The organism is Polaromonas sp. P1_A2 (assembly GCF_056406895.1).
The window spans coordinates 226,856-251,226 of sequence record NZ_JBFTZI010000003.1 but is presented as its reverse complement, the minus strand read 5'-3'; the positions used below and the strand labels follow the sequence as shown (position 1 = coordinate 251,226).

The 24,371-nt window shown below is 63.7% G+C and carries 27 protein-coding genes; 24 read left to right on the top strand and 3 right to left on the bottom strand.

Annotated features, from left to right (window positions below):
* Positions 1-2: 2 nt before the first annotated feature.
* Both AC1D09_RS13275 and AC1D09_RS13270 read right to left on the bottom strand, forming a co-directional pair.
* A complete protein-coding gene (locus tag AC1D09_RS13275; RefSeq protein WP_477664074.1) occupies positions 3-770 on the bottom strand; it encodes an SAM-dependent methyltransferase in 768 nt (255 codons plus the stop codon).
* Positions 767-1,387 carry a Maf family nucleotide pyrophosphatase gene (locus tag AC1D09_RS13270; protein WP_477664073.1) on the bottom strand — a complete coding sequence of 207 codons (621 nt, stop codon included), beginning with the start codon at positions 1,385-1,387 and terminating at the stop codon, positions 767-769. The genes AC1D09_RS13275 and AC1D09_RS13270 overlap by 4 nt, the downstream gene beginning before the upstream one ends.
* A 26-nt stretch (positions 1,388-1,413) precedes the next feature.
* Here AC1D09_RS13270 and AC1D09_RS13265 point away from each other — a divergent pair, with 26 nt between their 5' ends.
* The 24 genes from AC1D09_RS13265 (at position 1,414) to nagZ (ending at position 23,473) form a co-directional block, all read left to right on the top strand.
* Entirely contained in the window at positions 1,414-1,965 is a 552-nt protein-coding gene (locus AC1D09_RS13265) for a YceD family protein (protein WP_477664072.1), read from the top strand.
* Between the two features lie 239 nt (positions 1,966-2,204).
* Positions 2,205-2,387 carry a 50S ribosomal protein L32 gene (rpmF, locus tag AC1D09_RS13260; protein WP_007873878.1) on the top strand — a complete coding sequence of 61 codons (183 nt, stop codon included), beginning with the start codon at positions 2,205-2,207 and terminating at the stop codon, positions 2,385-2,387.
* A gap of 85 nt (positions 2,388-2,472) precedes the next feature.
* Complete coding sequence (gene plsX / locus AC1D09_RS13255) at positions 2,473-3,558, top strand: phosphate acyltransferase PlsX (RefSeq protein WP_477664071.1); 1,086 nt, start codon at positions 2,473-2,475, stop codon at positions 3,556-3,558.
* Positions 3,559-3,588: 30 nt separating this feature from the next.
* Positions 3,589-4,566 carry a beta-ketoacyl-ACP synthase III gene (locus tag AC1D09_RS13250; protein ID WP_477664070.1) on the top strand — a complete coding sequence of 326 codons (978 nt, stop codon included), beginning with the start codon at positions 3,589-3,591 and terminating at the stop codon, positions 4,564-4,566.
* Positions 4,567-4,611: 45 nt separating this feature from the next.
* Positions 4,612-5,964 (top strand): sialidase family protein, encoded by a 1,353-nt coding sequence (locus tag AC1D09_RS13245; RefSeq protein WP_477664069.1) that lies wholly within the window; start codon positions 4,612-4,614, stop codon positions 5,962-5,964.
* Positions 5,945-6,586 (top strand): hypothetical protein, encoded by a 642-nt coding sequence (locus AC1D09_RS13240; RefSeq protein ID WP_477664068.1) that lies wholly within the window; start codon positions 5,945-5,947, stop codon positions 6,584-6,586. The genes AC1D09_RS13245 and AC1D09_RS13240 overlap by 20 nt, the downstream gene beginning before the upstream one ends.
* Before the next feature lie 91 nt (positions 6,587-6,677).
* A complete protein-coding gene (gene fabD, locus AC1D09_RS13235) occupies positions 6,678-7,628 on the top strand; it encodes an ACP S-malonyltransferase (RefSeq protein ID WP_477664067.1) in 951 nt (316 codons plus the stop codon).
* Positions 7,625-8,371 (top strand): 3-oxoacyl-ACP reductase FabG, encoded by a 747-nt coding sequence (gene fabG, locus AC1D09_RS13230; RefSeq protein WP_007873884.1) that lies wholly within the window; start codon positions 7,625-7,627, stop codon positions 8,369-8,371. Before fabD ends, fabG begins: the two co-directional genes overlap by 4 nt.
* A gap of 159 nt (positions 8,372-8,530) precedes the next feature.
* Complete coding sequence (gene acpP / locus AC1D09_RS13225; RefSeq protein WP_007873885.1) at positions 8,531-8,770, top strand: acyl carrier protein; 240 nt, start codon at positions 8,531-8,533, stop codon at positions 8,768-8,770.
* Between the two features lie 84 nt (positions 8,771-8,854).
* Positions 8,855-10,099 carry a beta-ketoacyl-ACP synthase II gene (fabF, locus tag AC1D09_RS13220; RefSeq protein WP_477664065.1) on the top strand — a complete coding sequence of 415 codons (1,245 nt, stop codon included), beginning with the start codon at positions 8,855-8,857 and terminating at the stop codon, positions 10,097-10,099.
* A 113-nt stretch (positions 10,100-10,212) separates the two neighbouring features.
* Positions 10,213-10,617: a hypothetical protein gene (locus tag AC1D09_RS13215; RefSeq protein WP_477664064.1), complete on the top strand. Its 405-nt coding sequence runs from the start codon at positions 10,213-10,215 to the stop codon at positions 10,615-10,617.
* A complete protein-coding gene (gene rpoE / locus AC1D09_RS13210) occupies positions 10,614-11,258 on the top strand; it encodes an RNA polymerase sigma factor RpoE (protein ID WP_074577668.1) in 645 nt (214 codons plus the stop codon). The genes AC1D09_RS13215 and rpoE overlap by 4 nt, the downstream gene beginning before the upstream one ends.
* 24 nt (positions 11,259-11,282) lie before the next feature.
* Complete coding sequence (locus tag AC1D09_RS13205; protein ID WP_477664063.1) at positions 11,283-11,930, top strand: sigma-E factor negative regulatory protein; 648 nt, start codon at positions 11,283-11,285, stop codon at positions 11,928-11,930.
* A 36-nt stretch (positions 11,931-11,966) separates the two neighbouring features.
* Entirely contained in the window at positions 11,967-12,980 is a 1,014-nt protein-coding gene (locus AC1D09_RS13200) for a MucB/RseB C-terminal domain-containing protein (protein ID WP_477664062.1), read from the top strand.
* Positions 12,981-13,046: 66 nt separating this feature from the next.
* On the top strand, positions 13,047-14,504 hold the full coding sequence (locus AC1D09_RS13195) for a DegQ family serine endoprotease (RefSeq protein WP_477664061.1): 1,458 nt from the start codon (positions 13,047-13,049) through the stop codon (positions 14,502-14,504).
* A gap of 607 nt (positions 14,505-15,111) precedes the next feature.
* Entirely contained in the window at positions 15,112-16,923 is a 1,812-nt protein-coding gene (gene lepA / locus AC1D09_RS13190; RefSeq protein ID WP_074577666.1) for a translation elongation factor 4, read from the top strand.
* Between the two features lie 11 nt (positions 16,924-16,934).
* Positions 16,935-17,909, top strand: coding sequence for a signal peptidase I (gene lepB / locus AC1D09_RS13185; protein WP_477664060.1), 975 nt, complete (start codon positions 16,935-16,937; stop codon positions 17,907-17,909).
* A gap of 67 nt (positions 17,910-17,976) precedes the next feature.
* Positions 17,977-18,318 (top strand): DUF4845 domain-containing protein, encoded by a 342-nt coding sequence (locus AC1D09_RS13180; RefSeq protein WP_477664059.1) that lies wholly within the window; start codon positions 17,977-17,979, stop codon positions 18,316-18,318.
* Positions 18,319-19,020 carry a ribonuclease III gene (gene rnc / locus AC1D09_RS13175; RefSeq protein ID WP_007873895.1) on the top strand — a complete coding sequence of 234 codons (702 nt, stop codon included), beginning with the start codon at positions 18,319-18,321 and terminating at the stop codon, positions 19,018-19,020.
* Positions 19,021-19,068: 48 nt separating this feature from the next.
* Positions 19,069-20,136, top strand: coding sequence for a GTPase Era (era, locus tag AC1D09_RS13170; RefSeq protein WP_477701092.1), 1,068 nt, complete (start codon positions 19,069-19,071; stop codon positions 20,134-20,136).
* Positions 20,137-20,288: 152 nt separating this feature from the next.
* Positions 20,289-21,038, top strand: coding sequence for a DNA repair protein RecO (gene recO / locus AC1D09_RS13165; protein WP_477664057.1), 750 nt, complete (start codon positions 20,289-20,291; stop codon positions 21,036-21,038).
* A gap of 12 nt (positions 21,039-21,050) precedes the next feature.
* Positions 21,051-21,857: a pyridoxine 5'-phosphate synthase gene (locus AC1D09_RS13160; RefSeq protein WP_477664056.1), complete on the top strand. Its 807-nt coding sequence runs from the start codon at positions 21,051-21,053 to the stop codon at positions 21,855-21,857.
* Positions 21,858-21,984: 127 nt separating this feature from the next.
* A complete protein-coding gene (gene acpS, locus AC1D09_RS13155; protein WP_477664095.1) occupies positions 21,985-22,380 on the top strand; it encodes a holo-ACP synthase in 396 nt (131 codons plus the stop codon).
* A 34-nt stretch (positions 22,381-22,414) separates the two neighbouring features.
* Complete coding sequence (nagZ, locus tag AC1D09_RS13150) at positions 22,415-23,473, top strand: beta-N-acetylhexosaminidase (protein WP_477664055.1); 1,059 nt, start codon at positions 22,415-22,417, stop codon at positions 23,471-23,473.
* 329 nt (positions 23,474-23,802) lie between these two features.
* Here nagZ and AC1D09_RS13145 read toward each other — a convergent pair whose 3' ends face one another.
* Positions 23,803-24,339 (bottom strand): YgjP-like metallopeptidase domain-containing protein, encoded by a 537-nt coding sequence (locus AC1D09_RS13145; RefSeq protein ID WP_477664834.1) that lies wholly within the window; start codon positions 24,337-24,339, stop codon positions 23,803-23,805.
* Positions 24,340-24,371 lie beyond the last annotated feature (32 nt).

Below are 24,371 nucleotides of genomic sequence, written 5' to 3'. Positions count from 1 at the left end.
TTTTAACGGCCTATGGCAAACACGGTCGGCAAGTCCAGCGGTGCCTGGGGCTTGTCGCGCCTCCAGCCGCTCACCTGCGCGCTGTGCGACCAGGCTGCGCCCAGGGTCAGGCCGCAGCTCAGCGCCAGCCGGGTGTTGCCCTGCAGTGTTTGCAGCAGCGACTGGAGCAGGGCGGCGTTGCGGTAGGGCGTTTCGATAAAAAGCTGGGTCTGGCCGGATTTCAACGCCAGCGATTCCAGCTCGCGCAGGCGCTGCGCGCGCTCGGCCGGCGTTTGCGGCACATAGCCGGCAAAGGCGAAGCTCTGGCCGTTGAGGCCGCTGGCGGCCAGCGCCAGCATCAGCGACATCGGGCCCGTGAGCGGCACGACGTCCAGCCCCAGGTCGTGCGCCGCGCGCACCACGGAGGAACCCGGGTCGGCAATCGCCGGCATGCCGGCTTCGCTGACCAGGCCCATGTCGCGGCCTTCCAGGGCGGCCGAGAGCAGGGGGCGCGCGTCGAAGTTGCCGCCGTGGTCGCCTTTTTTATGGACTTCGCGCGGCAGCTCCTGGATCTGCAGCGACTGCAGCGGCGCGGCCAGCGGCTGCAGCGCGTCTATGCGCTTGAGGTAGGCGCGCGTGCTTTTGGCGTTCTCGCAAATCCAGCAGGACAGCCGCGATGCGAGCTGCAGGGTTTGCAGCGGCATGACGTCCTGCAGCGGCGCCTGCGTGTCGCAGCCGAAATCCAGCGGCGCGGGCACCAGGTAGAGCTTGCCTTTCACGGCGGCGCTCATGGCCGGCCCCCCGACAGCAGTCGTATGCCCGCGGCCTGGATCAACCGGCAGGTGCGTATCAGCGGCAGGCCGACCAGCGCGGTCGGGTCGTCGTTGTCTATGGATTCCAGCAGCGCGATGCCCAGGCCTTCGCTTTTGGCGCTGCCCGCGCAGTCGTAAGGCTGCTCGATGCGCAAATAGTGTTCGATTTCATCGTCGCTGAGCTCGCGGAATTTCACCTTGACCGGCGCCAGGCTTTGCGCCTCGTAGCCGCTTTCCAGGCACACCACGGCCACGGCGGTCTGGAAAATAACGGTGCGACCACGCATGCGGCGCAATTGCGCAACGGCTTTTTCATGGCTGCCGGGCTTGCCCAGCGGCTCGCCGTCCAGGTCGGCCACCTGGTCGGAGCCTATGACGACCGCGCCCGGAAAGGCGGCGGCCACCGCGCGGGCTTTGGCCAGAGCCAGGCGTTCGGCCAGGGCTTGCGGGGCTTCTCCGGGCTGCGGGGTTTCGTCCACTTCGGGCGCGGCGACCTCAAACGGGATGTGCAGCCGCTGCAGCAATTCGCGGCGGTAGCGTGAGGTCGAACCCAGGACGAGAGGGCGGTTTGTGGCGGGAGGGGAAACAAGGGTCATGGCCCCGATTCTCTTACACTGCATCCATGTCCAGACCCCTTCAGCCCAGCCGGCTCAACATGAAAGCGTTTGCCCAGGAGGGCGTGGCGCTCGCTGAAACCACTCCGCTACAAAATCTGGAGCGCCTTGCCGAGGAAACGCAGGGGCTGCAGGCCGATTCAGCCGTTCAATGGAAGGCGCGCGGCGAGTTGCGCCCGCGCACCGGCGCCGATGACGAGGTGTGGCTTCACTTGCAGGCCCAGGCAAGCGTTCCGCTGACCTGCCAGCGCTGCATGGGCGTGGTCGAAACGCCCGTGGAGGTGGACCAGTGGTACCGTTTTGTGGTCAGCGAAGACATCGCCATGGCCGAGGACGACCAGTCCGAAGAAGACTTGCTGGTGATGGAGCCCCAGTTCAACCTGCTCGCCGTGCTGGAAGATGAACTGCTGATGGCCTTGCCCCTGGTGCCCATGCACGAGGAATGCCCGGTCGCGCCCAAGCTTCAGGCCGGTGATGTGGAGGAGCCGGGTGCGGCGGGTGAGCCTGCCGGAAAAACCAATCCCTTTGCCGTGCTGGCGCAGCTGAAGAATAAAAAGTAGTAATTTAGTTTTACTAAATTCATGCGAAAAACCACTGGATTCATGGACATTTCGCCCGTCTGAGGCCGGGGTGATGAAAATGCCCCCGCATCAAGCTATAATCAAAGGCTTCGCGTACCAATGCGGTGGATACGGTGACATGGCGCCTAGGCGGTCATGGACCGATATTCAGGTCCAGCTGTCTGAACTCGGAATTTGGTGCGTAATTTACCAACCTAACACCCCATCAGGAGCGGATCATGGCCGTCCAGCAAAACAAAAAGTCACCTTCGAAGCGCGGTATGCACCGTTCGCACAACGCACTCACCGTGCCAGGCATTGCCGTGGAATCCACCACCGGCGAAACCCACCTGCGCCACCACATCAGCCCCACCGGTTTCTACCGTGGCCGCAAGGTGCTGAAAACCAAATCCGAAGCGTAATTCCACGCTTTGAGCATGGGCCCGCACTCATCCTGCGGGCCTTTCTTTTGCCTGAATTCCACATCTTGACTGCACCGGTCGCCCCATGATCAGGATTGCTGTCGATGCCATGGGCGGCGATATCGGCCCTGCCGTGACGCTGCCCGCCAGCCTGGCCTTCCTGGACGGCCACCCCGATGCCGCCGTGGTGCTGGTGGGCCAGCCCGAAGTGCTGGCGACGCATCCCCTGCACGCGCGGCTCCAGGCCCATCCGCGCTGCCAGATCGTTGCGGCCAGCGAGATCGTCACCATGGACGATCCCATCGAGATCGCGCTGCGGCGCAAGAAAAATTCCTCGATGCGGGTTGCGATGAACCAAGTCAAGGACGGCGTGGCCCAGGCGGCCGTGTCGGCCGGCAATACCGGCGCCCTCATGGCCATCGCCCGCTACGTGCTCAAAACCCTGGAAGGCATAGACCGTCCGGCCATTGCTACCCAATTGCCCAATGCCCTGGGGGGGGCCACCACCGTGCTGGACCTGGGTGCCAATGTCGATTGCACCGAAGACCACCTGCTGCAGTTCGCTGTGATGGGGTCCGCCCTGGTGGCCGCCATCACCACCAATCCCACGCCCAGCGTCGGCCTGCTCAATATCGGAGAAGAGGCGATAAAAGGCAGCGAAATGATCAAAAAAGCCGGTGAACTGCTGCGATCTGCTTCCAATTCCGGCGATTTGAACTTTTATGGAAATGTCGAAGGCAACGATATTTTCAAGGGGACGACAGACATCGTGGTCTGCGACGGCTTTGTGGGCAATGTGGCGCTCAAGGCCAGCGAGGGCCTTGCCAGCATGATTGGCGGGTTCATCAAAACCGAATTTTCTCGTAATATTTTCACAAAAATTTCCGCCATTATTGCCTATCCGGTGCTAAATGCATTTAAAAACCGGGTTGATCACAGGCGCTACAACGGTGCGGCCTTGCTGGGCCTGCAGGGCCTGGTCTTCAAGAGCCATGGCTCGGCGGACGCCTTTGCTTTTGAGAGGGCGCTGAATCGGGCTTATGATGCGGCTCGGAACAATTTGCTTGAGAGAGTCCGCGAACGCATCGCCCATGCGGCCCCTTTGCTGGTTGCGGCGCAGGCGGCCCCCCCCGCCGATGCGCCCGCCGAAGCCCTCCTCAATGCCAGTTGACTCAGCAGTTTCAACACCGGCCACTCATTAATGACCCGTTATTCACGCATTGCCGGCACCGGTAGTTATTTGCCGCCGCGCCGACTGACCAACGCCGAACTGGCGGCCGAGCTGGCCACCCGAGGCGTGGAAACCTCCGACGAATGGATTGTGGAGCGCACCGGCATCCGGGCCCGCCACTTTGCCGCGCCCGACGTGACCAGCAGCGACCTGGGCGTGGAAGCCGCCAAAAATGCCCTGCAAGCCGCGGGCCTGCAGGCATCCGATATCGACCTCATCATCGTGGCGACCTCGACACCCGACATGGTGTTCCCGTCGGCCGCCTGCATCTTGCAAAACAAGCTGGGCATCGCCGGCTGCGCGGCCTTTGACGTGCAGGCCGTGTGCAGCGGTTTCGTCTACGCGCTGACCGTGGCCGACGCCATGATACGTACTGGTTCGGCCAGCAAGGCGCTGGTGATCGGTGCGGAAGTGTTCTCGCGCATCCTGGATTTTTCGGACCGAACCACCTGCGTGCTTTTCGGCGACGGCGCCGGCGCCGTGGTGCTCGAGGCTTCGGAGACGCCCGGCATCCTCGCCAGCGACCTGCATGCCGACGGCAAGCATGTCGGCATCCTCTGCGTGCCGGGCAATGTTTCGGGCGGCCAGATCCTGGGTGACCCGCTGCTCAAGATGGACGGCCAGGCCGTGTTCAAGCTGGCCGTGGGCGTGCTTGAAAGCGCCGCGCGCGCCACGCTGGCAAAAGCCAACCTGACCGACGCCGACATCGACTGGCTGATCCCGCACCAGGCGAATATCCGCATCATGCAGAGCACGGCCAAAAAACTGAAGATGCCGCTGGAAAAACTGATCGTGACCGTCGACCAGCACGGCAACACTTCCGCCGCCTCCATCCCGCTCGCGCTGGATTCGGCCGTGCGCAGCGGCAAGATCCAAAAAGGCGACACCCTCATGCTCGAAGGCGTGGGCGGCGGCTTTACCTGGGGTGCGGTGCTTCTCAAATACTGAGCGGCTCCCTACCCATCCGCCAGGCTTTCACAGACAGGTGGGCACTTGAATTTCAAACCGTCCGGTGCGCTGGAGCGCCTTGCAGCTGCCTTGCTGGTGCTGGCCTTCGCCCTGGCCGGATGGAAGGTCCTGCAGCGGCAGCCGGCTTCCCCATTTGTGGTGCCGTCCGCTGATGCGCCCCAAGGCTCGCCTCGCGCGCATCCACCGGCACAGCAACGCTCACCCGACAGCCGCTTTCGTTTTGACGCGCAGTTTGTGTCGTCCTCTCCCGGCCAGGCCGTGCATGCCGCGTCGCTGGTGGAGCTGCGCGACGGGCGTTTGCGGGCGGTCTGGTTTTCGGGCTCGCGCGAAGGCGCAGGCGACGTCACCATCCAGAGCGCCGTGACGGATGCCACCGGCTTGCGCTGGGGCGCGGAAAGCACGCTGTTCGACCGGCAAACGCTTCAGCAAGGCCTGTGGCGCTATGTCAAGAAACTCGGCAACCCGGTGATTGCCCGCGCGCCCGATGGCTCGCTGAACCTGTGGATGGTCAATGTTTCGCTGGGCGGGTGGGCGGGCAGTTCCATCACCTGGGCGCGCTCTACCGACGAAGGCACAAGCTGGAGCGCGCCGCGCCGGCTGGTGACTTCGCCCTTCCTGAACATCAGCACCCTGGTCAAGGGCACACCCGTCATCTTCGAGAATGGTGAAACCGGCTTGCCGGTGTACCACGAGTTCGTCGCCAAGTTCGGTGAAGTCCTGCGCATCAGCCCCCAGGGGCAGGTTGTCGACAAAATTCGCATTCCCGGCAGCCGCACCAGCCTGCAGCCGGTGGTCCTGGCGTCGGGGCCGGAGAAGGCGCAGGTCTATATGCGCTCGGGCAATGCCACGGCACTGATGGCCTCCAGCACCACCGATGCCGGCAAGACCTGGTTGCCGGCCCATGCAAGCGCCTGGCCCAACCCGGATTCCGCCCTGGCCGGCACCATGACGAACAGCGGCACGCAATGGCTGGCCTTGAACCCGGCGCCCCGCAACCGCGAAACACTGGCCTTGCTGCAGACCGCCGCGGGTGGCTCATTTGACGGCGTGACGCCATGGATCGTGGAGTCCTCCGCCAATCCGCAGGCGCGCACATCCATGGGCGACTATGAACGCCTGCTGACCCAGGAACTCAAGGCCCGCGGTGCCAGCGATGGCGAGGCCCAGGCCTATGTGGCCAGCGCCCGGCGCCAGTTGTGCGGCGGCCAGAGCTGCTCCCAGGAGTTTTCCTACCCTTACCTGCTGCAAAGCCGCGACGGCTACCTGCACCTTGTCTATACCTGGCATCGCACGCGCATCAAGCATGTGCGGCTGGATCCCCTACAGAACTTAGAGGCCGCGCAAGCGGCGCCCGGCCATGTTTCCTCCGGCAAATGACCTGATCGCCCTGCTCGGCATCAACCTGGTGCTCAGCGCCGGCTGCCTGCGCCTGCTGAGCTGGCGGCGCGGCCTCACGCCGTGGGGCAAGTGGGCCGGTGCCGCGGTGTTTGTGCTGCTGTGGTGCCCGGTGGGTCCTGCCCGTTTGCCGCTGGTCGCGTATGTGCGCGGCATCAGCTCGGACCTGAGCATTTCCCTGGTGGCCATCGCCTGCCTGGGCATGTACCGCCGCCTGCGCGGCCTGGCCCCCGTGGCGCCGCGTGAGCGCATGGCGCTGAGCCTTGCCTTCGCGGCTGGCGCCTTGTTCCTGTATCCGTTGGCCCTGGGCTGGGGCGATTGGGATGCCTACAGGCTGGGCTGGGGCTCGCCGGCTTTCTGGGCGGCACTTCTGGCGTTGTCGCTGGCGTGCTGGGGCGCGGGCTTGCGCCTGCTGCCCATGCTGGTGGTCTTGGCTTTGCTGGCCTGGGTGGCCGGCGCGCTGGAGTCCACCAATCTATGGGATTACCTCATAGACCCCTGGCTCGCGCTTGCGGCGATTTTTCAGTGCATCAAATCGGCCATCGTCTGGGGGTTTGCGCGGTTGCGGGCTGCTCGCCATGGCGCCATGCCGTCTTCGGCTTGAGAGGCCGCGCGTCAAAAATGGCTGTTCATCTTCTTAAAATGCATGCGGGCGCCTTTGGGCGATCCAAGAATTCGATCCATGGAGTAATCATTTGAAATCGTTTGCCATTGTTTTTCCCGGCCAGGGCTCGCAGTCGGTCGGCATGCTGGACGCCTGGGGCGACCATCCCGTGGTTGCACAGGCGCTGGCCGAGGCCTCGGAGGCGCTCGGCGAGGATGTCGGCCGCCTGATCAAGGAAGGCCCCAAGGAGGCGCTGGCCCTGACCACCAACACCCAGCCTGTGATGCTGGTCGCCGGCGTGGCGGCCTACCGCGCCTGGATGGCCGAGACCGGGGCGGCGCCGGCTGCCGTGGCGGGCCATTCGCTGGGCGAATATTCCGCGCTGGTGGCGTCCGGCGTGCTGACGCTTGCGCAGGCCGCGCCGCTGGTGCGCTTTCGCGCGCAGGCCATGCAGGATGCGGTGCCGGTCGGCGTCGGCGCGATGGCGGCCATCCTGGGCATGGAAGCCTCCAAGGTGATTGAAGGCTGCGCCGAGGCCGCGCGCAGCTTCGGCGGCAACAGCGCCGAAGTGGTGGAGGCCGTCAATTTCAACGACCCGATGCAGACAGTCATCGCGGGCAGCAAGGCTGCCGTCGAGAAAGCCTGCGAAGTGCTCAAGGCCAACGGCGCCAAGCGCGCCTTGCCGCTGCCGGTATCGGCACCCTTTCACTCCAGCCTCATGAAGCCCGCGGCCGAGAAGCTGCGCGAAAAGCTGGCCGCCGTCGATTTCGCGGCACCGATAATCCCGGTCGTCAACAACATCGATGTGGCCGTGGAGACAGACGCGGACCGCATTCGCGCGGCGCTGTACCGCCAGGCTTTCGGTCCCGTGCGCTGGGTGGAGTGCGTGCAGGCCATCAAGGCGCGCGGCCTCACGACGCTCATCGAGTGCGGGCCGGGCAAGGTGCTGGCCGGCATGGCCAAAAGAATCGATCCCGAATTGACGGGCATCCCCCTGTTTGATCCCGCCTCGCTGGCGGAAGTGAAGGAGTTACTGGCATGAGCGAAGTGAAGTTTGAAGGCCAGGTTGCGCTGGTCACCGGCGCATCGCGCGGTATAGGCGCGGCCATTGCACTCGAGCTGGCCCAGAAGGGCCTCAAGGTCATAGGCACGGCGACCAGCGACGAGGGCGCGGCCAAAATCGGCCAGGCCCTCGCGGCTTTCCCGGGCTGCGCCGGCAAGAACCTGAACGTGAACGATGCCGCCGCAGCCGAAGCGCTGATCGAGGCCATCGTCAAGGAGCACGGCGGCCTGCAGGTGCTGGTCAACAACGCGGGTATCACGCGCGACATGCTGGCGATGCGCCTGAAAGACGAAGACTGGGACGCGGTGCTGGACACCAACCTCAAGGCCGTGTTCCGCATGAGCCGCGCGGTGATGCGCACCATGATGAAGCAGCGCTACGGCCGCATCATCAGCATCACCTCGGTGGTCGGCGCCTCGGGCAACGCGGGCCAGTCCAATTACGCGGCCGCCAAGGCCGGCGTGGCCGGCATGACGCGCGCGCTGGCGCGCGAGCTCGGTTCGCGCAATATCACGGTCAATTGCGTGGCGCCCGGCTTTATCGAGACCGACATGACGGCCGGTTTGCCCGAAGAGCAGCAAAAAGCGCTGCTGGGGCAGATACCGCTGGGCCACCTGGGCAAGCCGCAAGACATTGCGCACGCCGTGGCCTTTGTGGCCAGCCCGCAGGCGGCTTACATCACCGGCCAGGAGATTCACGTCAACGGCGGCATGTATATGTAGGCCGTGGGGCCGTCAGGCAGCGGTTTCATGAAAACCGCGGCTTGACAGTGGTAAAACACGGGAAATCGAAGCCGGTTTTTATCCGTCCGGCGCGGTGCTTAGGGAAACGACTCTAACGCGGTAAAATCACGGATTAATTTACAACCCTCAGAGGGAACTATGAGCGATATCGAAGCACGTGTTAAGAAAATCATTGCCGAACAACTCGGCGTGGAAGAAGGCCAGGTCACCAATGAAAAAGCCTTTGTGGCCGATCTGGGCGCTGACTCCCTTGACACCGTAGAACTGGTTATGGCTCTGGAAGACGAGTTCGGCATTGAGATTCCCGACGAAGACGCCGAGAAGATCACCACCGTCCAGAACGCGATTGACTACGCGAACACCCATCAAAAGGCCTGAGGCCGCAGGTTTGCGCCTGTGACTCTGCCGTCACCAAGCCTGAAAAGCCACAGGGCCTTTTCAGGTTCTTTTCAGGATTTCTGAATGAGCCGTCGTCGTGTCGTCGTGACAGGTCTGGGTTGCGTCAGCCCGGTAGGTAATACCGTGGCCGAGTCCTGGGCCAATCTTCTTGCCGGCAAGCCCGGGATTGATCTTGTCACCGGGTTTGATGCCAGCAACCTCGCCTGCAAATTCGCCGGCGAGGTCAAGGGTTTCAACATCGCGGACTACATCCCCGAAAAAGAAGCCCGGCACATGGACCGGTTCATCCACCTGGGCTTGGCCGCGGCCTTCCAGGCGGTTGCCGACAGCGGCTTGCCGACCGGCGAGGCGCTGGGTGGTGAGATGGCCACGCGCATTGGCTGCAACATCGGCTCGGGCATAGGCGGTTTGCCGATGATCGAGCAGATGCACACCGAGCTGGTCAATCGCGGCCCGCGCCGGATCTCCCCGTTTTTTGTGCCTGCCTCGATCATCAACATGATCTCGGGGCATGTGTCCATCAAGTTCGGCTTCAAAGGCCCCAACATCGCGGTCGTCACGGCCTGCACCACCGGCCTTCATGCCATAGGCCTCTCGGCCCGCATGATCGAGTACGGTGATTGCGACGTGATGGTGGCCGGCGGCGCGGAGTCCTGCGTGTCTCCCCTGGGCATAGGCGGCTTCGCGGCGGCCCGTGCCTTGTCCACCCGCAACGACGACCCGAAAACGGCCTCGCGCCCCTGGGACAAGGACCGCGACGGTTTTGTGCTGGGCGAGGGCGGCGGTGTGCTGGTGCTCGAAGAGTACGAGCACGCCAAGGCCCGCGGCGCGAAAATTTATGCCGAGCTGACCGGCTTCGGCATGAGCGCCGACGCGTTCCACATGACCGCGCCCGACATCGACGGCCCGCGCCGCTCCATGGTGATGGCCCTGCAGAACGCCGGTGTCAATGCCGACGAGGTCCAGTACCTCAATGCGCACGGCACGTCCACGCCGCTGGGCGACCTCAACGAGACCAATGCCATCAAGGCGGCTTTCGGCGACCATGCCAAAAAGCTGATGGTCAGCTCCACCAAATCCATGACCGGCCACCTGCTGGGCGGGGCCGGCGGCATCGAATCGGTGTTTACCGTGCTCTCGCTGCACCACCAGAAGATTCCGCCGACCATCAATATCTTCAACCAGGACCCCGAGTGCGACCTCGATTACTGCGCCAATACCGCGCGTGACGCCAGGATCGAAGTTGCCGTGAAAAACAACTTCGGCTTCGGCGGCACCAACGGCACGCTGGTTTTCAAGCGCGCCTGATTTCTACCCGCGCTCCGCAGCCCTTGGCCACGCACAACGCCCCTCCGGTTGTTTATCCGTTGGGGCGTTCGCCTTTTCTGGGCGCGCTCTTGCTGGGCCTGTGGCTTTGCGGCTTGCTGCTGACCCTGCTGTGGTTGTTCCAGGGCACCGGGCGGCTCGACTGGCGTATCGCGCTGGCGCTTGTCTGTGTTGCCGCAGCCGGCGCGGCGGCCTATGTCGGCTGGCGAAACGCCCCGGCAGGCCAGCTCGCCTGGGACGGCGAAGTCTGGCGCTGGGAGAGCCCGGGCTACCAGGCCGGGGTTGCCGAATACGGCCTGTCGGTCCTGGCCGATTTCCAGAATATCCTGCTGCTTCGGCTTGAAAACCAGGCCCATGCCTGTTTATGGCTCTGGATGGAGCGGCGCAGCATGCCCGATCGCTGGCTGGACCTTCGCAGGGCGGTTTATTCGCCGCACAAAGCAGCTGTGGCAGTATCGGGGGCTATGCACTCCCTAGACGGCGGGCCAAACCCTTTATGAGCGCCGACCTGCCACTTTTGCCGCTGGAAAAAGCCACCGACAGCGATGCCATGCTGGTCGAGCGCACGGTCGCGGGCGACCAGAAAGCCTATGAGCTCCTGGTCATCAAGTACCAGCGGCGCATCCAGCGCCTGATAGGCCGCATGGTCCGCGACGTGGACCTGGTGGAGGACATCGCCCAGGAGACGTTTATCCGGGCCTACCGGGCCCTGGCGCAGTTCAGGGGCGAGGCCCAGTTTTACACCTGGTTGTACCGGATCGCCGTGAATACCGCGAAAAAGGCCCTGATGGACCTCAAACGGGACCCGACCGTCTCAGAAAATGCCTTCAAATCGGGCCAAAGCGAGGAAAGCGATGAAACTTCCCCGCTGGAAAACGAACTAACAAGCTCGGAAACGCCGGATGCCGTGCTGGCCAGCAAGGAAATCGCGGAGATCATCAATGCCGCCATGGAAGCCTTGCCGGAGGAGCTCCGACAGGCCATCACCCTGCGTGAAATCGAAGGGTTGAGCTATGAGGAGATCTCGGAGGCCATGGATTGCCCCATAGGCACGGTGCGCTCCCGGATTTTCAGGGCGCGTGAAGCGATTTCGCAGAAGGTAAAGCCTTTGCTGGAGAACCAGAGCGGCAAGCGCTGGTAAGGCCGCGGCACCCAGGAGCCATCCATGAACCCCACGAACAGCAAGAACATCATGAAACCGTCTATGCAAACCAGCGAACTCATGTCCGCCCTGGCCGATGGCCAGCTGGACGGGGAAGACTTTGCGGCCGCGCTTCACGCCAGCCGGCACGATGATTCGGCGGTGGCGTGCTGGGATACCTACCACCTGATCGGCGATGCGCTGCGTTCCGCCCATGGCGCGCGCGGCGCGGACCCGGCATTCCTGAGCCGCCTGAACCAGCGCCTGGCACAGGAGGCCTCGCCGGCCGCCGTCCCTCGCCCCGTCCAGCCGGCCGTCCAGGATTTGCCCGCGGCCCTGCCTGATCACCGCGGCCAGGCTGCCAACGACGGCGAGTTCCGCTGGAAGCTGGTGGCGGGCTTTGCCTCGCTCGCGGCGGTGTCCGCCATTGCATGGAATGCCGCTGGCCTGCTGACGCCCGCCGCCGCACCGCAGCTGGCCCAGGCGCCCACTCCTTCCACTTCTGCCCAGCAGGTGGTGGTCGCCTCGCCGCAAGGCCCGGTGGTGCGCGATGCGCGGCTTGAGGAACTGCTGGCCGCGCACAAACAGCTGGGCGGCACCTCGGCGCTGCAGGAGCCGTCGGGCTTTCTGCGCAATGCCACCTTTGAGACGCCTCGCAATGCAGCGCGCTGAGCGCAGGCTGCACCGCGACCGGGCCCTGGCGACACCATGAACCTCAAGCTACTCCGTCTTCTCGCGCTGGCAGGGTGCACCTTGCCCGCCGTGGGCCATGTGGCGGCGCAGGCCACGCCTGCCCCCGCGGCATCGGCCGTGGAATCCCGCAGCATCAACGACTGGCTGATGCGCATGCATGAGGCCTCCCGAAAACGCTCCTACATCGGCACCTTTGTGGTCTCCTCAGGCGGCGCCATGTCCAGCGCCAAGATCTGGCATGTCTGCGAGGGCGACCAGCAGATGGAGCGGGTCGAAACGCTCACGGGCGCGCCGCGCTCCATCTTCCGCCACAACGACCAGGTGGTCACTTTCATGCCCGACCACAAGGTGGTCCGCAGTGAAAAGCGCGAGTCGCTGGGCATGTTCCCGCAATTGCTGCAGTCGGCCGACGGCCGTATCGCCGATTACTACAAGGTCAAGCAGGAGGGCGCCGAGCGCGTGGCCGGCGTCGAAGCCGACATCGTGCTGCTGGTGCCCAAGGACAGCATGCGCTTTGGCTACCGCGTCTGGACCGAGCAGAAAAAAGGCCTGGTCGTGAAGCTGCAGACGCTGGACACCGACGGCAAGGTGCTGGAGCAGGCGGCGTTTTCCGAGCTGCAGCTCGATGCCCCGGTCAAGATGGACAAGCTGCTGCAGATGATGGGCAAGGTCGACGGCTACCGGGTCGAAAAACCGGTCCTGGTGAAAACCACCGCCAGCGCCGAAGGCTGGGTCCTGAAGGCGCCGGTGGCGGGCTTCAAGCCCATGAGCTGCTACAAGCGGCCGGCGACGGCCAACCCGGCGCCCGGCGAGGAACCCCTGCAATGGATTTTTTCGGACGGCCTGGCCTCGGTGTCCATCTTTGTGGAGCCCTTCGACCGGCAACGCCACGACAGGGAGTCCAGCCTGTCGATGGGCGCCACGCAGACCATCACGCGGCAGCTCGACGCCTATTGGGTCACCGTCATGGGCGAAGTTCCCATGGCCACCCTCAAGCTCTTTGCCAACGGCCTGGAGCGCAAGAAATAATATGCCCCTGGCGTTCCGGCGATGGACCGGATTGCCTGACGACCCCTATTTTTGACGAGGCTGACGATGCTTGAATTGAACTGGAAACCCCTGCGCTCCTGCCTGACCGCCGGTCTGGTGGCGGCTGCCGCAGTCGCCACGCTGGTGCCGGTGGCGCCCGCATGGGCGCAAACCCGCACCTTGCCCGATTTCACGGATCTGGTGGAGCAGGTGGGCCCGTCGGTGGTCAATATCCGCACCCTGGAAAAAGCCAAACCCTCGGCCGGCGGAAGCGCCGACGAGCAGATGCTGGAGTTCTTCAAGCGCTTTGGCATCCCGGTCCCGCCCAATATGCCGCGCGTGCCGCGGCCCGACCGCGGGCAGCCCGACGAAGACCAGCCGCGCGGCGTGGGCTCCGGTTTCATCCTGACGGCCGACGGCTTTGTGATGACCAACGCCCACGTGGTGGAGGGCGCCGATGAGGTTCTCGTCACCCTGGCGGACAAGCGCGAGTTCAAGGCCAAGATCATCGGCGCCGACAAGCGCAGCGACGTGGCCGTGGTGAAGATCGAGGCAACCGGCCTGCCGGCCGTCAAGATCGGCGACATCAACCGCCTCAAGGTGGGCGAATGGGTGATGGCCATAGGTTCGCCCTTCGGCCTTGAGAATACCGTGACGGCGGGCATCGTGAGCGCCAAGCAGCGCGACACCGGCGACTACCTGCCTTTCATCCAGACCGACGTGGCCATCAACCCAGGCAACTCGGGCGGCCCGCTGATCAATATGCGCGGCGAAGTGGTCGGCATCAACAGCCAGATCTACTCGCGCTCGGGCGGCTTCCAGGGCATCTCCTTTGCCATCCCCATCGATGAGGCCGCACGCGTATCCGACCAGCTGCGCAGCAGCGGCAGGGTCACGCGCGGCCGCATCGGCGTGCAGATCGACCAGGTCACCAAGGACGTGGCCGAATCCATAGGCCTGGGCAAGGCGCAGGGTGCCTTGGTGCGCGGCGTTGAAAGCGGCGCGCCCGCCGAAAAAGCCGGTATCGAGGCCGGCGACATCATCATCAAGTTCGACGGCAAGCCCATTGAAAAATCCAGCGACCTGCCGCGCATGGTCGGCAACGTGAAACCCGGCACCAAGGCCGTGGTGACCGTCTTCAGGCGCGGCGCGAGCAAGGACCTCTCGGTCACCATCGGCGAGGTCGAGCCCGAAAAACCGGCGCGCAAGGCTTCGGGTCCCGAACCCAAGGCGCCGGCCGTGGGCGCGGCCCAGGCGCTGGGCCTGGTGGTCAGCGAAGTGAGCGACGCGCAGAAGAAGGAACTCAAGATCAAGGGCGGCGTCAAGGTGGATACGGCCGAAGCCGCGGCTTCGCGCGCCGGGCTTCGTGAAGGCGACGTGATTGTGGCGATCGCCAACTCGGAAGTCACCAGCGTCAAGGAGTTCGAAGCGGCCCTTGCCAAGATCGACAAGACCAAGGCCATCAACGTGCTGTTCCGCCGCGGCGAATGGGCGCAGTACGCGCTGATCCGGCCCGCGCGCTAAACCGGCATCGCAGGGCGGGCCCAGGCTGGATCGCCGGGCCTGTTCTCTTGAGGCCCTCCCCGCGCCCCGGCGCCGGGAGCCGCCAACGGGCTGGAAGGCCCCCATACCCTGCTGGGGTTTATGGGTTTTGCCGGCATCCAGGCCTTTTTAAGCCCCCTCAAAAATATATTTTTCAGCGGCCCGGTACTTGCTTTTTGTTAGTGACTGCTCACAACAAAATCGGGTCACGGACGGATTTCGGTAGAATAGGGGCTTGCCTCTGTGTCTTTTGGATATATCGGGGACCCCAAAATCCCGCTTTCCAACTTGATTTTGGGTAATACACACTGATCCACAGATCACCCACAAGTTGTTCAGAGACATGCAGTTTAAAAATGTGAATAAGTTGTGCATAAGATTCCTGTTGCTAGCCTGCAACGACAAAAATATGGCAATTTCGGGACTGTTCGGCTCTGGCTTTTTGCCTACAATGAAGTTCCAACTATCGCAGTTGCCATAGATTGTTGGTTCAGGGCGCGTCGCTAATCGACGCGCCCTTTTTTATGGCCCCTCGCGAATCGCACCCAATCTCTTCGCAATACTTTCAAGTACTTAGGCGTTCTCGTTGATGAATCACATCAGAAATTTTTCGATCATTGCGCACATTGATCACGGCAAATCCACCTTGGCCGATCGACTCATCCAGCGCTGCGGTGGTTTGCAGGACCGCGAGATGAGCGCGCAGGTTCTGGATTCGATGGACATCGAAAAAGAGCGTGGGATAACCATCAAGGCGCAGACCGCTGCGCTCAAATACAAGGCACTCAACGGCGAGGTTTACAACCTCAATCTGATCGACACGCCGGGCCACGTCGACTTCTCTTATGAGGTCAGCCGCTCGCTGTCCGCATGCGAGGGCGCGCTGCTGGTGGTGGACGCGAGCCAGGGCGTGGAGGCACAGACCGTCGCCAACTGCTACACCGCGCTGGACCTCGGCGTCGAGGTCGTGCCGGTGCTCAACAAGATGGACTTGCCGCAGGCCGACCCCGAGAACGCCAAGCAGGAAATCGAGGAGGTCATCGGCATCGACGCGACCGACGCGATTCCCTGCAGCGCCAAGACCGGCATGGGCATCGATGAAATCCTGGAGGCCATCGTCGCCCGGATCCCCTCGCCCAAGGGCAACCCGGACGGCCCGCTGCGCGCCATGATCATCGACAGCTGGTACGACGCCTATGTTGGCGTGGTCATGCTGGTGCGGGTGGTCGACGGCCGGCTCGCCAGGGGCGACCGCATCAAGCTGATGGCCAGCGAGGCGATGTACAACGCCGAGCAGCTGGGCGTCTTCACCCCGCATACCGAGCCGCGCCAGTCGCTGGAGCCCGGCGAAGTGGGTTTTGTGATCGCCGGCATCAAGGAGCTGCAAGCCGCCCGCGTGGGCGACACCGTCACGCTGGTCAAGCCCGGCACGGGCGGCGCGGCCTTCACCGCCACCGAGGCGCTGCCCGGCTTCAAGGAAATCCAGCCGGCCGTTTTTGCCGGCCTTTACCCTTCCGAGGCCAGCGAGTACGAGTCCCTGCGGGATGCGCTGGAAAAGCTCAAGCTCAACGACGCCTCGCTGCACTATGAGCCCGAGGTCAGCGAAGCCCTGGGTTTCGGCTTTCGCTGCGGCTTCCTGGGCCTGCTGCACATGGAAATCGTCCAGGAGCGGCTGGAGCGGGAGTTCGACCAGGACCTGATCACGACGGCGCCCAGCGTCGTTTATGAGGTGCTCAAGTCCGACGGCGAGACCATCATGGTCGAGAACCCGTCCAAAATCCCGGACGCCGGGCGCGTCAACGAGATCCGCGAGCCCATCGTGACCGTGCACTTGTATATGCCGCAGGACTACGTGGGCGCCGTCATGACGCTGGCCAACCAGAAGCGCGGCATCCAGCTGAACATGGCCTACCACGGCAAGCAGGTCATGCTGACCTATGAGATGCCGCTGGGCGAGATCGTGCTGGACTTCTTCGACAAGCTCAAGTCCGTCTCGCGCGGCTATGCGTCCATGGACTACGAGTTCAAGGAATTCCGGGCTTCGGACGTGGTGAAGGTCGACATCCTGCTCAACGGCGAGAAGGTGGACGCGCTGTCCATCATCGTCCACCGCAGCCAGTCGGCCTACCGCGGGCGGGCGGTGGTCGCCAAGATGCGCGAGATCATCTCGCGCCAGCAATTCGACGTCGCGATCCAGGCTGCCATCGGGGCCAACATTATTGCGCGTGAGACAATCAAGGCGCTTCGCAAAAACGTGATCGCCAAATGCTACGGCGGCGATATTTCACGCAAGCGCAAGCTCCTAGAGAAACAAAAAGCGGGTAAAAAACGCATGAAACAAATCGGTTCCGTTGAAGTACCCCAGGAAGCTTTCCTGGCCATTTTGCAGGTGGAAGACTGATGCGCGGCGCAATGAGCACGATCACGGCCGCGGTGCTGGCGGCCTTTGTGGGTTACGGCGCCGCCTGGTACTTCGGCGCCGTTGAAGGCAATTTCTCCCTGCTGCTGTTCCTGGCATCGCTGGTCACCGGCATCTACTGGCTGGCCGAACGCTTTTATTTCCTGCCGCAGCGCTACAAGGCCGCCGCGGCGCTCGAGGAAAGCGCCGCCAGGCGCCAGGCCGAGCTGGCCCAAAAGGGCATCACCCAGGTCGACAACAACAACCTCGGTGAAGCCCGCGCCCGGCTCATCATGCAGCCCTGGTGGCTGGATTGGACCGCCGGCCTGTTCCCGGTGATCGTGGTGGTTTTCCTGCTGCGCTCCTTCCTGTTCGAGCCTTTCAAGATCCCCTCCGGCTCGATGATCCCGACCCTGCTGATCAACGACCTGATCCTGGTCAACAAATTCCACTACGGCGTGCGCCTGCCCGTGCTGAACATCAAGGTCATCAACAACCAGAGCCCGCAGCGCGGCGACGTGATGGTGTTCCGCTACCCGCCCAAACCCAGCCTGGACTACATCAAGCGCGTGGTCGGCGTGCCCGGCGACGAGGTGGCCTACATCAACAAGAAGCTGACCATCAACGGCAAACCCCTGCCCAAGACGCCGCTGCCGGACTTCTTCGACGAGGACGTGCTGCGCTACGCCAAGCAGTTCGAAGAGGTCAACGGCGGCAAGAAATACCGCCTGCTCAATGACGACACACGGCGCGCCGGGCTGGATGAGCGTGAGGTCATGGACTTTCCTTTCAAGCAAAATTGCCGTTACAGTAGCGAGGGCATGGTCTGCAAGGTGCCAGAGGGGCAGTACTTCATGATGGGCGACAACCGCGATAATTCGCAGGATTCGCGCTATTGGGGCTTTGTCCCGGAGGCCAATATCGTGGGCAAGGCCTTTTTTGTCTGGATGAATTTCGGCAACCTCAAACGTATCGGCTCTTTTGAATAGCAATATGGGCGGCAGCGCCGTCCGAGGCGGCGGGCCGGAGGGTTTTCTAGTCAGAGCAGGAGAAAAAATGAAACATCAGCAACGCGGCATTTCCTTCATCGGCCTTCTGTTTTTCTGCGTCATCCTGGTTTGCGCGGGGATTCTGGCCGCCCAGGTTTTCCCCACGCTGGTTGAGCTCCAGGCCATCACCAAGGCCGTCAACAAGGCCAGGGACGGCAATACCGTCGTTGAAGTCCGGACCATCTTCGACAAGGCGGCTCAGATTGACGACATCAAGTCCATCAGCGGCAAGGACCTGGAAGTGACCAAGGAAGGCGACAGAACCGTGGTGTCCTTCGCCTACAACAAGGAAATCCACATGGCCGGCCCCGCCTTCTTGCTGCTCAAGTACAGCGGCAAATCCAAATAAGTGCGAGCCAGCGCCACCTCGAGCCCGGGCCTGCCGGCGCTGCAAAAGCGCCTGGAGCATGAGTTCTCCAACCCCAAGCTGCTGCTGCAGGCACTGACGCACCGCAGCTTTTCGTCCGACCACAACGAGCGCATCGAGTTTCTGGGCGACTCCGTCCTGAACCTGGCGGTGGCCGGCCTGCTCTATGAACAACTGAGCGAGCTGCCCGAAGGCGACCTGTCCCGCGTGCGCGCCAATCTGGTCAAGCAGGATACCCTGCACAAGCTGGCGGTCGGGCTGGGCCTGCCCGAGATGGTGCGTCTGGGCGAGGGCGAGGCCAAGTCCGGCGGCCACAAGCGGCCCTCCATCCTTGCCGACGCGCTGGAGGCCGTGATAGGCGCGGTCTACCTCGACGCGGGCTTTGACACCGCCGCCCGGCTGGTGCACCGCCTCTTCAAGGATGTCGAGATCAACCCTCAGATGCAGGCCATCGGCAAGGATCCCAAGACCGAATTGCAGGAGTGGCTGCAAGGGCGCAAAATGAACCTGCCCATCTACCGCGTGGTGGGCACCATGGGTGCCGCCCACAAGCAGACATTCGACGTCGAGTGTGAAATCGCGGAGTTTGGGCGGGCCGAGCGCGGCATAGGCGGTTCGCGCCGGGCCGGCGAACAGGCCGCCGCGGCGGCCATGCTGATGTTTGTCAAGACGCTGGAATCCTGACTCCGCGCCCGCCGCTGCCCAGAGGCTGCGGGCCAACACCCCAAAATTATGAGTACAGGTAAAAAAGAAGCCAAAAAACCGGCTACTGCCACAGCAGCGCCCGCCACCAAGCCCAAGACGCGGCAGGCCAAGCCGCTGGAGGCAGCGCAGCCGCCCGATGCGCTCGAAGCCATGCTGGCGCAGGCACTGTCCTCGCGCGGCGCGGCCGTGCCGGCCGCCACCACGCCGCCTGCCGGCGAGCAGCGCTGCGGCCTGATCGCCATTGTGGGCAAGCCCAATGTAGGCAAGTCCACCCTGCTCAATGCCCTGGTGGGGCAAAAAATCAGCATCACCTCGCGCAAGGCCCAGACCACGCGCCACCGCATCACCGGCATGCGCACGGTCAAGGCGACGCAATATGTGTTCGTCGACACGCCGGGTTTCCAGACCCGGCACGGCAACGCGCTGAACCGCTCGCTGAACCGCACCGTGGTCGGCGCCGTCAATGACGTGGACCTGATCGTGTTTGTCGTCGAAGCCGGCCAGTTCAACCAGGCCGATGCCAAGGTGCTGGCCCTGCTGCCCGAAAAGACGCCCGCGATCCTGCTGGCCAACAAATTCGACTTGATACACCGGCGCGCCGAGATCGCGCCCTGGCTCAGGGAGATGCAGGAGCGGCACAATTTTGCCGAGTTCGTGCCCATGTCGGCCAACAACGCCAGGGACATCGAGCGCCTGTTCGGCATCTGCGAAAAATACCTGCCGGTCCAGCCCTGGATGTACGGCGCCGACGAGCTGACCGACCGCAGCGACCGCTTCATGGCCGCCGAGATCATCCGCGAAAAGCTGTTCCGCTTGACCGGCGACGAGCTGCCCTACACCTCCACCGTGGTTATCGACCAGTACGAGGAAGAGGGCACCCTGCGCAAGATCGCCGCCACCATCATTGTCGAGCGCGACGGCCACAAGGGCATGATCATTGGCGAGAAGGGCGAAAAGCTCAAACGCATAGGCACCGAAGCCCGGCATGAGCTCGAGACCCTTACGGGCGGCAAGGTGTTCCTGGAGATCTGGGTCAAGGTCCGCTCGGGCTGGGCCGATGATGAAGCGAGAGTTAAAACCTTTGGCTACGAGTAATGTGGCCCCCACGGTCGCTCACTTCGTGTAGCTTCCTGCCCCCCGAGGGGGCCGCTGCGCCTGCGGCCCGGCAAAGCCGGTTCCGCGGCCCCGGCTTGAAAGGGGAGGCCGCAAAGTGCTCGCAGCTCATTTCCTGTACGACCTCCTGAACCATGGCCACCAAACGCATCGGCGATGAACCCGCTTATGTCCTGCACCGCTACGACTGGAGCGAGTCCAGCCTGATCCTGGAGGTATTCACCCGCAAGTACGGGCGGGTGGCGCTGGTGGCGCGCGGGGCCAAGAAGCCGAGTTCGAGTTTCCGGCCGATTTTGCTGCCGCTGCAGCCGCTGCATATTGCCTTCGGCGGTGACGCCGAAATCCGCACCCTCAAGAGTGCCGAATGGCAGGGCGGGCACGTCATGCCGACCGGCGATGCCTTGCTGTCGGGCTATTACCTCAATGAACTCCTGATGCGCCTGATGGCCCGCGACGACCCGCACCCCGTGCTGTTTGACGCCTACGCAGCCACGGTGCAGTTGCTCGCCGCGCAGAGCGCCGAGACCCTGCAGCTGGCCTTGCGCGCCTTCGAGCTGCGGCTGCTGCGCGATATCGGCCTTTTGCCGTTGCTGGACGCCGAAACCGCCACGCTGGCGCCGCTGGACCCGGACACCCGCTATGTGCTGGTGCCCGAGGCGGGACTGCGGCAGGCGCATGACGACGACCGCGTCAGCCTGCCCGGCGCGCAGTGGCAGGCGCTGCAGCAGGCGCTGGGCGAAGAGTCCCTGTTTTCCGACACCGTGCGGGCCTGTATTCCCGGCTTCAATGAGCTTAAAACCCAGCTGCGCGGCCTGCTGCACTACCATTGTGGCGTCAAGGTCCTGAAAACCCGGCAAATGATGATGGACCTGCAAGCTTTTTAACGAGCCACCGCCATGAAAATCCTTTCGCCTGTTCCCGTCGTTTCCCATGCGCACGACAAGACCGCGTTGTCGGTCAATGTCAACAAGGTTGCCTTGCTGCGCAATTCCCGGCACCTGGACATTCCCAGCGTGCTCCGCGCCGCCGAACTGTGCCTGGAGGCCGGCGCCCAGGGCATCACGGTGCATCCGCGGCCGGACGAGCGCCACATCCGTCCCGACGACGTCTTTGAGCTCGCGGCGCTGATGAAGGACTGGCCCGACCGTGAATTCAACATCGAAGGCAATCCTTTCCAGAACCTCATGGGTTTTGTGCACGACCTGGCCGCCCGCGGCCTGCCGCTGCACCAGTGCACCTTTGTGCCCGACAGCGAAGACCAGTTCACCAGCGATCACGGCTGGAGCTTTCCTGAGGACGCCGAGCGCCTGCGCCCTTTGATCCAGCAGGCGCACGACCGCCGCGTGCGCGTCAGCCTCTTCATGGACCCGGTCCCCGAAGCCATGGCGGCCGCCAAAGCCGTGGGCGCCGACCGCGTGGAGTTTTATACGGAAACCTATGCCCGCGCCTGGCCCACCCCCGAAAAAGCGCAGGTGCTGGCCCGCTTTACTGCGGCGGCGCAGGCTGCGGCGGCCGCCGGCCTGGGCATCAATGCCGGCCACGACCTGAACCGCGACAATCTCACGGAGTTTGTGCGCGAAGTGCCGGGCGTGCTGGAGGTGTCCATAGGCCACGCCCTGATCGCCGACGCGCTGGAGCTGGGCTACGCCGCCACCGTCAGGAGCTATCTGGCCAGCATAGACCGGGCGTTTGTACCCGCATGATTTCCTGCTGCCGTGAAACTACCCTGAAGTACCAGCCTGAGCCGCGGAACCGGCTTCGCCGGGCCGCAGGCGGGCGGCCCCCTCGGGGGGCAGGAAGCCACACGCAGTGGGCGACCGTGGGGGCTCCATGATTTACGGCATCGGCACTGATATCTGCGATGTGCGCCGCATTCGCGCCAGCCTTGAAAGGCACGGCGAGCGCTTTGCCAGGAGGATTCTGGCCGACGGCGAACTGGCCACCTGGAAGGCCCGCAGCGCGCGCTGGCCGGACCGCGGCGTCAGCTACCTGGCTACCCGCTTTTCCGCCAAGGAGGCCTTTAGCAAGGCGATAGGCATGGGCATGCGCATGCCCATGACCTGGCGCTCCTGCGAAATCGCCAAGGCCGCCAGCGGCAAGCCCGAAATCGTGCTGCACGGCACGCTCAAAGCCTGGTTCGAGGCGCGCCAGCTCACTGCCCATGTCACCGTGACCGACGAGACCGACTACGCCGCCAGTTTCTGCGTGGTGGAAAAGCTCTCCTGACCCCTCAACGGAAGCCCCCAACTCCGGATTTTTTATGACCCAGCACGCCCCCCTCATCATCGATATCGCCGGCCATGCGCTGACCAAGGCCGACCGCCGGCGCCTGAAACACCCGCTGACCGGCGGCATCATCCTGTTTGCCCGCAACTGGAAGGATCGCCGGCAGCTGTCCGACCTGTGCGCCGAGATCAAGGACATCCGCGAGGATTTGCTGATCTGCGTGGACCACGAGGGCGGCCGCGTGCAGCGCTTCAAGACCGACGGCTTCACCCACCTGCCGCCCATGCGCGAGCTGGGCCTGCTGTGGATGAAAGACCAGCTGGCCGCCACCAATGCCGCCACCGCCTGCGGTTATGTGCTGGGTGCCGAGCTGCGCGCCTGTGGCGTCGACTTCAGCTTCACGCCGGTGCTGGACCTCGATTACGGTGAAAGCGGCGTGATCGGCGACCGCGCCTTCGGCCGCGATCCGCGCGTCGTCACCCTGCTGGCCAAGAGCCTGATGCACGGCCTGCTGCAGGCTGGCGTCGCCAACTGCGGCAAGCATTTCCCCGGCCACGGTTTTGTCAAGGCCGATTCCCACACCGACATCCCCGTCGACAAGCGCAGCCTCAAAGCCATACTGGCCGACGATGCCGCGCCTTACGGCTGGCTCAACACCACGCTCAGCAGCGTGATGCCCGCGCATGTGATTTATCCCAAGGTCGATGCCAGGCCGGCCGGTTTTTCCAGCCAGTGGCTCAACTTCATCCTGCGCAGCCAGCTCGGCTTCGGCGGCGCGATTTTCAGCGACGACCTCAGCATGGCCGGTGCCCGCCTGATCGACGGCAAGGAAGTGAGCTACACCGAGGCAGCCGTCACGGCGCTCAACGCCGGCTGCGACATGGTGCTGCTGTGCAACCAGTCCGTGGGCGAGGGCCAGCCCGTCGACGAACTGCTTGACGGCATGTCCGAGGCCCTGCTCAAGGGCCAGTGGGAGGCCATGGAAGCCAGCGAGTTGCGGCGCCAGGCGCTGCTGCCGCAGGGCAGGGCGTTTGGCTGGGATGAGTTGATGGTGCAGCCGGCGTATATGCACGCGCTGGGGTTGATTCCTTAGGCCGGGTCTTGCGCCGGCGGGCGCGCTCTTCAGTGTTTTTATCTCCTCGGTTCTCTTGCTGTGGGCGGCTGGCCGGGGGTTGCCCGGCGGCAACTCACTTTTCTTTTGCTTCGCCAAAAGAAAAGTAAGCAAAAGAAAAGGCGACCCTGGTGTCTGCGTCCCTTCGCTTCGCTACGGGCAGCCTGCGGTGCTCGATCCAGACGGGGTCAAAAACAACTCGCTTCGCTCAAACAAGTTTTTGCCCTGATCCGTCTGGACCTCCGCTCCTCGGCGCATCCACAAGGGGTGGGGAGAGAAATACCAAACAGCCTGCCGGCGCAAGACCCGGCTCAGGGAGCGACCTGCCCCGCGGGCCAGGCCAGCTTGCCCACCGCGTCTATGTGCGTGAGGTAGACCCGCAAATCAAATTCATACTGGTGATACTGCGGCTCCATGTGCGTGCACAGCTGGTAGAAAGCCTTGTCATGGGCTCGCTCCTTGATGTGGGCCAGCTCATGTACCGTGATCATGCGCAGAAACTCCCCGGGCACGTCCTTGAACAAGGTGGCGACGCGGATTTCGCGTTTGGCCTTGAGTTTGCTGCCCTGCACGCGTGAGACGGTGGTGTGCGTGCCCAGCGCGTGGGCGATCACGTGGAGCTTGCTGTCGAACGCCACCTTGGACAAAGGCTCGGAACTGCGCAGGAAATCGTTCTTGAGATCCATCACGTAGTCGTACAGCGCCTTGTCGGTCCGCACGCCGTGGCCCTGGGGGTATTTGGTGAGCAGCACTTCACCCAGCCGGCCCTGATCCAGCAATTGCTGAACTTGGACCCGCAGGTTTTCCGGATAACCGGCGAGATATTTCAAAGGGGCGGCACTGGCCATCAGGAATTGAGGCCGGGCGCCTCACCGCTTGC

Coding starts and splice junctions, on each gene's coding strand:
- recO (WP_477664057.1), top strand. CDS start 20,289: ATGGCCACCAAACGCATCGGCGATGAACCCGCTTATGTCCTGCACCGC.
- lepB (WP_477664060.1), top strand. CDS start 16,935: ATGAGCACGATCACGGCCGCGGTGCTGGCGGCCTTTGTGGGTTACGGC.
- AC1D09_RS13195 (WP_477664061.1), top strand. CDS start 13,047: ATGCTTGAATTGAACTGGAAACCCCTGCGCTCCTGCCTGACCGCCGGT.
- AC1D09_RS13265 (WP_477664072.1), top strand. CDS start 1,414: ATGTCCAGACCCCTTCAGCCCAGCCGGCTCAACATGAAAGCGTTTGCC.
- era (WP_477701092.1), top strand. CDS start 19,069: ATGAGTACAGGTAAAAAAGAAGCCAAAAAACCGGCTACTGCCACAGCA.
- AC1D09_RS13275 (WP_477664074.1), bottom strand. CDS start 770: ATGAGCGCCGCCGTGAAAGGCAAGCTCTACCTGGTGCCCGCGCCGCTG.
- AC1D09_RS13145 (WP_477664834.1), bottom strand. CDS start 24,339: ATGGCCAGTGCCGCCCCTTTGAAATATCTCGCCGGTTATCCGGAAAAC.
- plsX (WP_477664071.1), top strand. CDS start 2,473: ATGATCAGGATTGCTGTCGATGCCATGGGCGGCGATATCGGCCCTGCC.
- AC1D09_RS13250 (WP_477664070.1), top strand. CDS start 3,589: ATGACCCGTTATTCACGCATTGCCGGCACCGGTAGTTATTTGCCGCCG.
- AC1D09_RS13200 (WP_477664062.1), top strand. CDS start 11,967: ATGAACCTCAAGCTACTCCGTCTTCTCGCGCTGGCAGGGTGCACCTTG.
- AC1D09_RS13160 (WP_477664056.1), top strand. CDS start 21,051: ATGAAAATCCTTTCGCCTGTTCCCGTCGTTTCCCATGCGCACGACAAG.
- acpP (WP_007873885.1), top strand. CDS start 8,531: ATGAGCGATATCGAAGCACGTGTTAAGAAAATCATTGCCGAACAACTC.
- nagZ (WP_477664055.1), top strand. CDS start 22,415: ATGACCCAGCACGCCCCCCTCATCATCGATATCGCCGGCCATGCGCTG.
- fabF (WP_477664065.1), top strand. CDS start 8,855: ATGAGCCGTCGTCGTGTCGTCGTGACAGGTCTGGGTTGCGTCAGCCCG.
- fabG (WP_007873884.1), top strand. CDS start 7,625: ATGAGCGAAGTGAAGTTTGAAGGCCAGGTTGCGCTGGTCACCGGCGCA.
- AC1D09_RS13240 (WP_477664068.1), top strand. CDS start 5,945: ATGTTTCCTCCGGCAAATGACCTGATCGCCCTGCTCGGCATCAACCTG.
- AC1D09_RS13270 (WP_477664073.1), bottom strand. CDS start 1,387: ATGACCCTTGTTTCCCCTCCCGCCACAAACCGCCCTCTCGTCCTGGGT.
- rpoE (WP_074577668.1), top strand. CDS start 10,614: ATGAGCGCCGACCTGCCACTTTTGCCGCTGGAAAAAGCCACCGACAGC.
- AC1D09_RS13180 (WP_477664059.1), top strand. CDS start 17,977: ATGAAACATCAGCAACGCGGCATTTCCTTCATCGGCCTTCTGTTTTTC.
- acpS (WP_477664095.1), top strand. CDS start 21,985: ATGATTTACGGCATCGGCACTGATATCTGCGATGTGCGCCGCATTCGC.
- lepA (WP_074577666.1), top strand. CDS start 15,112: ATGAATCACATCAGAAATTTTTCGATCATTGCGCACATTGATCACGGC.
- rpmF (WP_007873878.1), top strand. CDS start 2,205: ATGGCCGTCCAGCAAAACAAAAAGTCACCTTCGAAGCGCGGTATGCAC.
- AC1D09_RS13205 (WP_477664063.1), top strand. CDS start 11,283: ATGAACCCCACGAACAGCAAGAACATCATGAAACCGTCTATGCAAACC.